Below are 12138 nucleotides of genomic sequence, written 5' to 3'. Positions count from 1 at the left end.
TAATCATTACATCGTAAAACATAGAATTTATAAGAGTGGACAGTCCTATAATTTGTACACTTTTACTAAGCAAGAAACCTTGTTGTCTCAATGCCATTATAAATAATGATTATTTCTCTATCATAAGGGCGACACTACTCTTTGTAGCAGGCACTACATAGATACTAGTAGCCGCCCAGGGAATTATTCTTCAGTTGTTGATGTTGTTGCTAATGTGTTATCGATATCATAATCTTTTTCTAAATCTGCTAACCAAGTTGAGTAGTTCGCATTCATTTGCTCATTTACATAAGCTGTACGAACTTCGTCTTTCACATCTGCATATGTTGCTTCCTTAGCTGATTTGATACCTGTCACTTTAATAATGTGATAGCCATATGAAGATTTTACTGGATCACTGATTTCTCCTTTTTTCATAGAGAATGCCGCATCAGCAAAGTTCTCATCCATTGATGATTTATCAAAATATCCCAGGTTACCACCATCAGAAGAGTTGCTTGTATCTGTAGAATATTTCTTCGCTAATTTATCCCAATCACTGCCATCAGCAAGTAATTTGGCAACTTTTTTCGCTGTCTTTTTATCTTCAACTAAAATATGACTAGCTTTCACTTGTTTTGCTGTATCGTATGAAGATTTATTTTCTTCGAAGTATGCTTTTAATTTTGCATCTGTAATTTCTAATGTTGGTTCCATTAGTTTTTGTGTTTGAATGTATGTTTTCACGCTTTCTTCAAAATCAGCCATTGTCATATTACTTGATTCTAGTGCAGATTTTAATCCTTCTGTACCACCATATTGTGTGGCTTGAGTTTTTACTTCTGCGTCAATTTCTTTTTGTGTAACTGTGACATCTTGTTTCTTCGCCTCTTGTTCAATTACACTCGTTGTAATTAGTGATTGAACGACTGTTGAACCATATTGCTTTTGCATTGCTTCGTTTAATTCATCTTGCGAAATCTTCTCATCACCAACCTTCGCGACATAGTTACTGCTATTGCCAATTAGTGCATAAACAATTACACCAACTACGATGACTGCGGCGATAATACTTGTTATAACAAGCCATTTTTTCTTTTTAGGCTGCTTATCCATCTGTTAGAACTCCCTTCCTGTCTTTCGATACACTTATTATATGAAGTGAATGTGTCAGGTAAATGTCAGCGAAAAAATAAAAAAAAGAGATTCATATTGATTACATAAATCTCTTTACTATTATTCTGTTGTTTCTGAAATCACTTTTGGTAACATGATTTTAAATGTTGTACCGTTTGTTGTACTTGAAATAAGTTGTAAATCTCCTTGAAGGGACTGGGCCATCATTTTACTTAATGCGAGTCCGAGTCCGAGACCACGAACTGCATACTTTTTATTTTCACCGCGGTAAAAACGCTCAAATACAAAAGGTTGTTCTTCTATTGGAATGCCTTTCCCTGTATCTGCAACAAAAATTGCAATATCCTTTTCTTCTTCTTGCATCGTTAATTGGATATGGCCGCTGCCTTCCATTGCTTGCTTTGCATTCGTTAAAAGATTGGTCAAAATTTGCTGGAAACGGACCCCATCTAATTGTACAGTTCTTTCCTCCGGTAAGAGATCCACATCGACCTGTACGCCCTTTTCTGGTTGCGACATTGCCCATTGTACTGTTGATTCTTGTACGTAATGATTAATAGCATATGGTTGAATATGGACCGGAATCGCATTCACTGCAAATGAATTAAACGCGAGCAAGTCACCTACCATTGTTTTGAGCTTTGTCGTTTCATTCAATGCCATTTTCACAAACTCTTTTTCATCTTCTCCTGTCACAACGCCGTCCTTCACAGCTTGTAGTAAGCCACTGATTGATGTGACAGGTGTTTTCAGTTCATGTGTTACACCTGCTAGAAGTTCCGTACGTGTTGCTTCGAGTTGTTTTAAACGTGCCGCCATATCTCGGAAGGATTCAATTAAATCATACACTTCTTTTTCCTTCACATCATTGGCGAGTGCCACATTGTAATCACCGCTTTGAATTTGTTGGGCGGCCTGTGCAACATCTTTAATCGGTTTTGATAATCGTCGTGATAATAAATAGATGGCGATTGTTCCAATAAGAGCAAGTGCAATAATGATGGCCGCAAGCTGTGAGTATTCCTGGTCGACATGTGCTAGATTTTTTTTAGATTCTAGTAACACCACATAGCCGACCGTTTTTTTATTACTATTAATTGCTTTTTTAACTGCATAGTAGCTGTCATTATTTAATTGAACTTTTATAATATCTTTCTTGCTAGCCATAATTGTTTTAGGCAATGTCTGCTCAAATAAAGATTCTGGTGGTGCTGGTAAATTTGGCTGCGCTTCATTCATTTTTTGCGGCGCATTTTTTGGCTCATTACTCGAAATAATATTCCCTGTTGCATTCACTAAATAGATTTTAGGATTAATTCCTAAATTCGCTAAGGGTGTACGCTCCCGAAATATACCAGGCTGTGCTTCTTCACTCGTAATACTTTCTGTAATTCGACTAGCCATTTCATCTGCTACTACTTCTAACATGTCTACACGGTTTGTCATCGTGTTATGACGTAACCATGTAATGGATAGGATGGATACAACAAGTAAACCAATAATCAGCGCTGCTAAATAACGTAATGTCCAGTAACGTGCCAGTGGAACACGCTTCATTTCTTTATTTTTTGACACTAAATTGATACCCTAATCCACGTAATGTTTTAATTTCACCTTGTTCTTCAGGCCAGTCCTGTAATGATTTACGAAGACGTTTTACCGCTAAATCCACTGCACGGTCACTTCCGTCGTATTCCCATCCCCATACTTTGTCGATTAGTTGATCGCGTGTAAAGGTTTGGTTTGGATTTTCTGCTAAAAAGATAAGCACCGATAAATCCCGAGGTGTTAGTTCTACTTTATAACCGTTTAATGTAACATCATGTGATTGTAGATTAATTTCAAGTGCCCCGAATTGTTTTTTTGGCCCACTATCTGCTATTGTTCGGCGTAAAACGGCTTTGACGCGTGCCACAACTTCTTCTGCCTCGAATGGTTTGGCGATATAATCATCTGCACCTCCATTAAGACCATCCAAGCGATAATTCACATCACCAAGTGCTGTCAGCATAATGACGGGGCATTTACTCACTTGTCGAATTTCCTCAAGAATTTGCCAACCATTTTTTTCCGGTAACATGACATCGAGTAGCACTAGATCTGGATTCCATGAATGAAATTTTTGCATCGCCTCTGTTCCTGTATAAGCTTGCTCTGTTAAAAATTGCACTTTTGTCAAATACGCTTTGAGTACTTGACTGATGGCAAATTCGTCTTCTACAATTAAAACTTTTTCCATCTATATCCCACCTTTTTTATCGTGCATTTATTCTAGCATCACTTTATGTCCACTGCATGTCAATAAATGCATAAAAAAAGAGCTCAGGCCGAAGCCCAAGCTCTTGGAATTGTTATTTCTGTTTGGCTGCAAGTTCAGCTGCTTCATTTTCAAAGTAATTGTTGTACTTATCCATATCAAGACGGCCTTCCCATTTCGCCATAACGAATGCTGCTAATGTGTTACCACATACGTTAACTACTGTACGCATCATATCTAGTAGACGGTCAACACCAAGAATGAATGCTAGACCTTCTAATGGAATACCTACCGCGCCAAGTGTTGATAAAAGAACAACGAATGATACGCCTGGTACACCTGCGATACCTTTAGAAGTAACCATTAATGTTAGAACTAAAATAATTTGTTCAGTTAATGTTAAATCAATATTATACATTTGAGCAATAAATAATGCTGCAATTGCTTGATATAAAGTAGAGCCGTCTAGGTTAAATGAATAACCTGTTGGAATAACGAATGAACCAATATCTTTTGGTACACCGGCTTTTTCTGTTTTAATCATAATACGTGGTAATACAGATTCCGAACTTGAAGTTGAGTAAGCTAAAATTAACTCATCTTTCATAATTTTAATAATACGGAACATGCTAACCCCAGCAATTTTCGCTATAATACCTAATACGACAACAATGAAGAAAATCATTGCGAAGTATACAAGAATCATTAATTTACCTAATGGAATTAATGAAGATAAGCCAAATGTTGCTACTGTATTAGCGATTAATGCAAATACACCGATTGGAGCAAATTTCATAATTGTATTTGTTACCCAGAACATTGCATCTGCTACACCTTGTGCAAATGCTAATACTGGTTTACCTTTATCGCCAATTGCAGCTACTCCAAGACCGAACAACACAGAGAAGAAGATGATTGGTAACATATCTCCATTTGCCATTGATGACACGATGTTTGTTGGTACGATGCTAACAATTGTATCCATAATACCGTGATGCTCTTCAGCCATTTTATGTGATGAATCAACATAAGATGAAATATCACCTTTTGATAACTGACTCATGTCGATGCCTTTACCGAATTTTGTAATGTCAGCTAAGAAAATACCTAAGATAATCGCAATTGTCGTAATGATTTCGAAGTAGATTAATGTTTTAAGACCTAATTTACCTACTTTTTCTAAACTACCTTGACCCGCTACACCTACGATTAATGTAGAAACAATGATTGGCACAACGATCATTTTGATCATGCTCATGAAGATTGTTCCTAGTGGGTAAACATATTTCGTAATGTTTTCGTTACCATAAAAAATGGCACCCACGATAATACCTAGGATAAGACCGATTAAAATTTGCCATGCCAGGCCTAATTTTTTACGTTTTTTCTTCTCCATCTATGAAGCCCCCTTTGAGAGTATATAATTATTTTTCATATCTACTTTTAAAACTATAATCTTATTCTATAGTTGACTTATAAAATCCGACATTATCCGACAGTTTTATTAAATAAAATTTTCAAAATAATTATTTCTTCATAGTTTTTTTTGATAATTACCGATGCATATATCTCATTATGCGATGAAATTCATCTCATTTTGAAGGCTTTCTCCTAAATTTATCCATAGAATCCACAAATAGAACTTGAATAAACTTTTTAATATTTACTTTTATCTTTTTCGGCATGGAACCGCTTTCTTGAACTTCTTTCATTGCTACACGAATTTCTGCGAAGTCAAAATAACGTGGTGCATAGTATTCGAATTCAGGATTGGTGTAGTCTACAACACCTAATGTAGCAATGTTATTCATTGCTGCAAGGATGGTACGACGAATCCGTTGCTCAATTGCTTTACTTTCTTTTGCAATCTCTGGTCCACTAAAACGTGTCTTAGAAGCAATTTCTTCATACAGTCCTTTTAAGGAAGGAACTTGCATCGTTGCTTCTTCACGTTCTGATAGTAGCATAATGATTCGTACGATATCATCACTCCCTACTTCGCCGACAATACCCATTTCACTTAGAATAGAAAGCACAACATCTTTCATCGTTAAATGTGTTTCTTCTTTCGTTTCTTCTTCAAAATGAAGAATCGATTTACGGATCGTCATCAGCGATTTTTTCAAAATAAAGCGTTCACTCGTTTTACGTAAGATACTTTGCACTTCTATACGATTGATTGGCTTGTTAATGAAAAACTCAACATCCTTTTCATAGGCTTCTCCAATCATTTCCTTATTAACTACTTGTGAAATCATAATAAAATGACCTTTAAAGCCTTGGCGACGAAGCTGGTCCATTGTTTCAATGCCATCCAAATCTGGCATTAATAAATCAATTAATACAAAATCGGGATCGCTCGAAAGAATGGGCTCTAATGCATTTTCTCCGCTATCGGCTTCTCCTAATACAACACCCATATCGCCTTCTAAAATAATTTGTTTCAACATGCGTCGACTTGCCGCATCATCATCGACAATAAAATAGCGCATTTTACTTTTCCCCCTTTTGCAAAATCATTTGCATTGGAATATCGACAATGAAAATAGTGCCTTTTTCTGGTAGCTCCACTTTAATATGGCCATTTAATGTTTGAATTACTTCTTGTACATGCGAAAGACCAATACCTGTAGCGGCTACTCCTTGTTCATTATATTTTGTCGTAAATCCTGGTTCAAAAATAATATCTAAATCTTCCGGTGGAATTCCTTTGCCATCATCTTGAATAATAAAATAAACGTTATCATTTTTTTCAAAAACTTTTAAGTCAATTGTTCCTTGATCCTCTAATGCTTCAATTCCATTCGCAACAATATTATTTAAAATAGCGAGTAGTGGAATGTGTTGGTTTGTATAGAAATCAACAGATTGTTCCACATGAAACATTATATTTCGACCAAGCATTGCACCGTACTTTTCGTTGGCTACTTGTACAAGATTCATGACATCTGATAGTGAATAGTACTCTTCCGTTTTATGCATCGTCATTTCTGAAATGCTCGAAAAAATACGCTGGGAATCTTTTTTCACCTCATGAATCTCCTGTGCAATATGTAGTGCTTTTAAGCCTAATTTACGATTTTCATTTTTCTTCAGCTCACGGTATAACTCGTAGCTTTCTGCCATAATTTGCTCAATATGATTCATTGATTTTTGTAAATACAGTGCTTCTACATATAAATCAGACCCCATCGTTAATTGCTCTTGAAGGTGCTTTCGTTGCTCAGATAAAATAACTGTACTATAAATTCCGATAACAAAAAAGCTACGGAAAATCGCGACACATGCCACTAAGACAAAATCAAAAAAACTTAACGATATGTCTGGGATTAATAAAAATCGGAGTACATGCTCAGCACTATTACTAATAAATTCAATAATAGAGGCGAAAACCCCTAATAATAATGGTTGGTTGCTATACATACGTAAATTGAAAAATTGGAAAGCGCATGCAAAGACCACATAATAGAAGAAAGCCGGGTAATTATTAATGAGTACCTCTGATGAAAAGCCATGATTTATTAGTTCTAAGCCCATACGAAAGAGAATCGTGACAATACCTGTTAGCACACCAACAAAGATGACAGACTTCACAGGGCGTACTAATAAAAAGAGTAAAAAGACAATACTACCTAAAGCAAACCGGAAATTTTCTGTACTACTAAAGGGCAGTAATTTAATTTCACCTAATAATGTCGTTACAACGGCAACGATTAAAATCCAAAGCCATTCGGCATTTAAAAAATTGTATTTCGTTTGAAGCATTGTGCGCCATCTCCCTTATTGTATCTTATCTCACTCTGAACGGATGTCACGAAATTATTAGAAATGACGAATGTTCTGCTTAAAAGTATAAAATATTTATATCCTTTTGCATATAAAAAGGCCACGTTATAAGCGTGGCCTTTGCTTTAAAAATGTATTATTTTGCTGGTACAGCTGGATAATGTTCATATTTTACTTCGTAAATGCCAACATCATTCCCTAGCATTGGTGAATCTTCTTCTTTTGCGACACGTTTATGTGTACTCACCGCTTCTTCTGATGTGAACCAAGCATTGAAATCTGATTTTGTATCCCAATTCGTGCAAATCTTCACTTCATCGTAGTCATGATTTTTTTCATTAATTAATACTTCCATGCGAATAAAGCCTTGTGCTGATGCAACTGATTTTGGTGTAGCAAAACGTTGTGCTACGGCTTCCCCAAATCCTTTTTTTGTACGAATTGTATTCACTAATTTTACTGGCATTGAAATTTCTCCCTCTCCATTAATTGATTTAAGTATTCAAGCACCGGCTCTGCTTCAAATCCACCACGCTCAGCATGACGAATCAGTGCGATACCATGTGCTCCCTTAGCATGTAGTAACATGGGGTTGTCATCCAACGCCATTTCAACAAAATTTAAATCCCCGAGCATTGCTTGAGAAAATAAGGTTTTCTTTGCGCCTTTTTTAAGTAACAGTTCTGCAATGTCCCTACTTCCTGTATGCGCAGCGGCGGCAAGACCACTTTCAATATCCCCCGCACCCCAGTCCATCTCTACAAAGGCGAGGGACGGTTCAATATTTAAAAGATGCTCTACCATGTCATAATCGCCATGCGCCGCAATAATAAATGGTCGAATCAGTTCTTTCATTTATCCGTTCCTCCTTCTCAGTGGTGTAAAGTAAACACCATCATTATTGCTATGAACCTCTGCGTCGATATTAAAAACAGTTTGAAACATTTCTGTACAAAGCACGCATTGAGGGATGCCATCATAATGAATTTGGCCATTTTTCATAACAATTAGGCGATCGCTATAGGTAGCAGCTTGGTTAATATCATGTAGTACCATCACAACAGTAATGCCGAATTCCTCGTTTAAATATTTCACAAGCTCTAGTACTTCCATCTGATGTGCAATATCTAAATAGGTTGTTGGCTCATCAAGGAGCAATACTTTGGAGCGCTGCGCAACGGCCATTGCAATCCATGCACGCTGACGTTCACCACCAGATAGACCTGGCAATAAGCGATTTTTCATATGCGTCAAGCCGGTTACATTCAACGCCCATTCGACGATTTCTTGATTTTCGTGTGATAACTTCCCCATACCGCGCTGAAACGGCGCGCGTCCAAATTCAACAAGCTCACCAACTGTTAAATCTAAGAGATGGTCATTCATTTGTGGGAGCATCGCAAGATTTTTTGGGAGTTCCTTTTTGGGTATGGCTTTTACATTCTTGCCATCAATGATGATATTGCCTTCTTCTGGCTTTAATAAATTAGCAATCACACGTAGCAGCGTCGACTTGCCAGAACCATTCGGACCGATTAAACTAATCACTTCGCCTTTTTCAATAGTTAAATTGATGTCCTTTAATGAAAAAGCAGGATTGCGTACGAATTGAATATTTTCTGCTTTAAGCACGTGCATCGCCCTTTCTATTTCGTTGAATTAAATACAAGAAGAATGGCCCACCAATGAAGGCTAATAAAATACCAACCGGCAACTCAATTGGATCAAATACCGTACGTGCAATCATATCTGCAAAGACGACGATAAAAGCGCCGCCAATGGCTGATGCTGGTACTAAGAAGCGGTCATCACTACCGATGATAAGGCGTAGAATATGTGGAATGACTAAGCCAACAAAGCCGATTAAGCCTGAAACACTAACCGCAATACCTGCAAGTAATGCACTAAGTACAATTAATAAAAAGCGTATAACTTCCACGCGTTGCCCTAATAACTTTGCTACATCATCCCCTAGGCGTAGCATCCGAATATATTTCACAGAAAACATCGAAATGATAATCGCACCGATTGCATAATAAACAATCAGTTGAAAATGAGACCAGCCAACGCCGGCAATACCACCTGATAGCCATGGTAGTGCGGCTTGTACACGGTCGCTATAAAGTAGCATTAAAGCATTTGTTCCTGCACCGACAATTGCATTCACTGCGACACCGACTAGCACGATTTTGACGGGTGTTGCACCACCCTTCCATGCTAATAGGTAAATCAGTAATGCGGTAATTAACGCACCTAAAAATGCGGCTAATGGTAATAATGTGATGTATGCAGGAAAAATAATCATAATCGTAATGGCTGCAATACCGGCACCTGATGACACACCGATGATGCCAGGGTCAGCGAGTGGATTTCGCATAATTGCTTGTAAAATCGCACCAGCTATTGCTAAGCAAGCGCCCACTAACATTCCGACCAGCACACGTGGAAAGCGCAGTTCCCAAATAACACGACGCTCTAATGAACTATCTGCAACGGTTAAGCCATGCCAAATTTCGGTTAATGAAAAGCGTACGGGGCCAATCATTAAACTAGCGATGGAGACGATGAGCAGTAAAGCCGTTAATACAATAAATGTCCACCGCCGTTTTTTTGCTAATGGATGAACTTTTACTGAAGATTGTATCGCGACCATTAGCGCACCTCATCTAGTTGTTTTTTCATTTCATCCAGTGCTTCCGTAATTTTCGTTCCTGGATTTTGGCCAAATAATTCTGCGGACAATACAACAACGCGTTTGTCTTTAACGGCATCTAAGTTTTTCCAAGCCGCATTTTGATTCATTTCTTTCTCAAAGGCTTTTTTTACTGCCTCTGGATCACTATGTGTGATGAGCATGACGATTTCTGGATTTGCTTCAACAATTTTTTCGGTACTCATACTTGCATAGTTTGGATATTGATCTGCTTTCGGGAAGTCTGCCGCAATATTTTTGCCACCAGCTTTTGCTAAAATATCACCTGATAGTGAAGATGGTAATGCTGCTAAAAATGTCCCTGGTGCACCGTAAACGAGTAATGCACGTACTTTATCCGTGTTTTTTTCTAGCGTCTCTACATGCTCTGTGATTTCATCGTTTAAATCACTTGCCTGCTGCTCTTTTTCGAGTACATCCCCAAATAATGTAATATTCTCTTGAATATCTTCAATGGAATCAGCTTTTGTATACACTACTTTGGAGCCTTGATTTTCAAGTGTATTGGCATATTGCTTAAATGATTCCTGTGCGAAGAGAACATCAGGATGTACTTGTGCAATTTGTTCTAGTGAAGGTGAATGAGGATTGCCGATTTCTTGAATGCCTTCAAAGCTGGCTGGTTTTTTACCTGTCATGGTTGGAACGCCCACAACATTCGCCTCTAGTTCCATTAACGTTTCTGCGTCTCCCGGGCTAAGTGCTGCCACAGATGTTGGTGCTTTCGTAAGCTCCACTTTATTATTGAGACGATCGGTTGTTGAAATTTGGACTTTCCCAGCTGCTGTGTTTGTATCGCTTGATGACCCACTACCACAAGCAGCTAATCCGAGCGTCAAACACGCTACGATAGAAAGTCCTATGTATTTACGCATGTTTTTGTTCCTCCTCGCTGCTTATAATTGATAAACATTATCATTTAAAACATGTTGAATTCATCATACAAGCTAATGAGAATCATTGTCAATTAAATTTTCAGAAAAAAATAAAAAGCGATGGATTTTTGCGAAATACGCTAAAAGCCCATGCTTTTTCTCGTTAATATCATTTTTTTGTTATCGATGTCACGTCAAGACCTATTTCATTCACTATGTCATTATAGCTTTTAATGCATCGGCTCTACGACAATTGCACACCACTGCTTACCCTTATACGCGTTATATCCTTGCGAGACACTAAACGCAACGAGCTCATTTCGTTCCATTTGATAGCCACTTTTTTCGATACCTCTTATAGACTTTTGCACGGTAGCGTAATGTGCTAAGTCTTTTTTCAAAATGTCTGTAGCATCTTTAGAAGCAATGACAATGCCATCTTTATTGATTATGTATAAGGATGAATCATGACCTACATTTGCGCGTTCAATAATTTCCATGACATATTGCCAGTTAAACCTTGTTGATATCACACCAATGGTTTTTCCTGTATCGTCCTGAATTGGACTTGAATAATTCATCGTATGCGCTTGGATGGTTTTTGAATAATAAAGATCTGTCACATACGGCTGATTTGTTTTTATGACCTGCTCAAACCATTCATGTCCTGATAAGTTTTCACCGATTAATTGATGATTTTTTGCGGTTGCAACGACACACCCAGTTAAATCGACAACGAGTAATTCGAAGTATACTTCATAAATTTTTAGTGTATGTGCTAAAAACTGATTTGCAATTCGTTGATTTTCTATTGAATGATTTTGCACAACATTTTTCACAGCTGAAAAAGTTGCCCATGCCTGTGCATCACAATTACGCTCGAATAAGTTGCGTTCAATTTTATCGATCGTATCGTAGGCAACATCGACGGTACGCACCGCAATGATTTCATTCGCTTTATTATGCATGCGCTGAATAATGTCTTCACTCGACTTACTAGCTTCCATGCTCGACGTCGCAAATTTATCGATTTCCTTAGCGACGACCGCAAAACCACGTCCTGCCTCACCTGCTCTAGCAGCTTCAATACCTGAATTAAGTGATAAAATCTTTGATTGCATCGAAATGCTTTGAATTTTTTGCATCACTTTTTGCATTTCATGATTGTCTTCTTTTAACTCTTCAATAAGTGCGGAAATATTTAGCTCAGTCGTTGTTGTCATAAAGTAGCCCCCTTTTCTTCTATTATAAGCAAAGTTATTTGAATTTTGCGACTTTTTTATTATAGATAGATTGTCAAATTAACTGCACCACTTCACATTCAAATGCATCCTGTGTGGTATTCCAGTTGAGGCACTTTCTTGGTCGATTGTTGATCAATGAAAGTGCTT

General features: G+C 37.6%; 12 protein-coding genes. All 12 read right to left on the bottom strand.

What is annotated here, in order from left to right:
• Window positions 1–183: 183 nt before the first annotated feature.
• Entirely contained in the window at window positions 184–1095 is a 912-nt protein-coding gene (locus tag ACFSY7_RS13420; protein WP_380148192.1) for a peptidylprolyl isomerase, read from the bottom strand.
• Between the two features lie 120 nt (window positions 1096–1215).
• Entirely contained in the window at window positions 1216–2691 is a 1476-nt protein-coding gene (locus ACFSY7_RS13415; RefSeq protein ID WP_380148191.1) for a HAMP domain-containing sensor histidine kinase, read from the bottom strand.
• Complete coding sequence (locus ACFSY7_RS13410; RefSeq protein ID WP_380148190.1) at window positions 2678–3355, bottom strand: response regulator transcription factor; 678 nt, start codon at window positions 3353–3355, stop codon at window positions 2678–2680. Before ACFSY7_RS13410 ends, ACFSY7_RS13415 begins: the two co-directional genes overlap by 14 nt.
• A 112-nt stretch (window positions 3356–3467) precedes the next feature.
• Complete coding sequence (locus tag ACFSY7_RS13405) at window positions 3468–4769, bottom strand: cation:dicarboxylate symporter family transporter (RefSeq protein ID WP_126992015.1); 1302 nt, start codon at window positions 4767–4769, stop codon at window positions 3468–3470.
• A 196-nt stretch (window positions 4770–4965) separates the two neighbouring features.
• Window positions 4966–5865: a response regulator gene (locus ACFSY7_RS13400; protein ID WP_126992016.1), complete on the bottom strand. Its 900-nt coding sequence runs from the start codon at window positions 5863–5865 to the stop codon at window positions 4966–4968.
• A 1-nt stretch (window position 5866) separates the two neighbouring features.
• Entirely contained in the window at window positions 5867–7138 is a 1272-nt protein-coding gene (locus tag ACFSY7_RS13395) for an ATP-binding protein (RefSeq protein ID WP_380148189.1), read from the bottom strand.
• A 157-nt stretch (window positions 7139–7295) separates the two neighbouring features.
• Window positions 7296–7625, bottom strand: coding sequence for an antibiotic biosynthesis monooxygenase (locus tag ACFSY7_RS13390; protein ID WP_380148188.1), 330 nt, complete (start codon window positions 7623–7625; stop codon window positions 7296–7298).
• Entirely contained in the window at window positions 7616–8014 is a 399-nt protein-coding gene (locus ACFSY7_RS13385) for an ankyrin repeat domain-containing protein (RefSeq protein WP_139995892.1), read from the bottom strand. Before ACFSY7_RS13385 ends, ACFSY7_RS13390 begins: the two co-directional genes overlap by 10 nt.
• The gene (locus ACFSY7_RS13380) at window positions 8015–8791 is read right to left on the bottom strand and encodes an ABC transporter ATP-binding protein (RefSeq protein WP_380148187.1); all 777 of its coding nucleotides are present in this window, start codon (window positions 8789–8791) and stop codon (window positions 8015–8017) included. It abuts the gene before it with no gap.
• Complete coding sequence (locus ACFSY7_RS13375; RefSeq protein WP_126992021.1) at window positions 8784–9812, bottom strand: FecCD family ABC transporter permease; 1029 nt, start codon at window positions 9810–9812, stop codon at window positions 8784–8786. Before ACFSY7_RS13375 ends, ACFSY7_RS13380 begins: the two co-directional genes overlap by 8 nt.
• Complete coding sequence (locus ACFSY7_RS13370) at window positions 9812–10747, bottom strand: ABC transporter substrate-binding protein (protein WP_380148186.1); 936 nt, start codon at window positions 10745–10747, stop codon at window positions 9812–9814. Before ACFSY7_RS13370 ends, ACFSY7_RS13375 begins: the two co-directional genes overlap by 1 nt.
• Before the next feature lie 230 nt (window positions 10748–10977).
• Window positions 10978–11970 (bottom strand): HAMP domain-containing protein, encoded by a 993-nt coding sequence (locus ACFSY7_RS13365; protein WP_380148185.1) that lies wholly within the window; start codon window positions 11968–11970, stop codon window positions 10978–10980.
• Window positions 11971–12138 lie beyond the last annotated feature (168 nt).

The sequence above is a fragment of the Kurthia populi genome (assembly GCF_042686175.1).
GTDB classification, from domain to species: Bacteria; Bacillota; Bacilli; order Bacillales_A; family Planococcaceae; genus Kurthia; species Kurthia populi.
The sequence above is the reverse complement of the archived record's forward strand: the minus strand, read 5'-3'. Positions and strand labels throughout refer to the sequence as shown.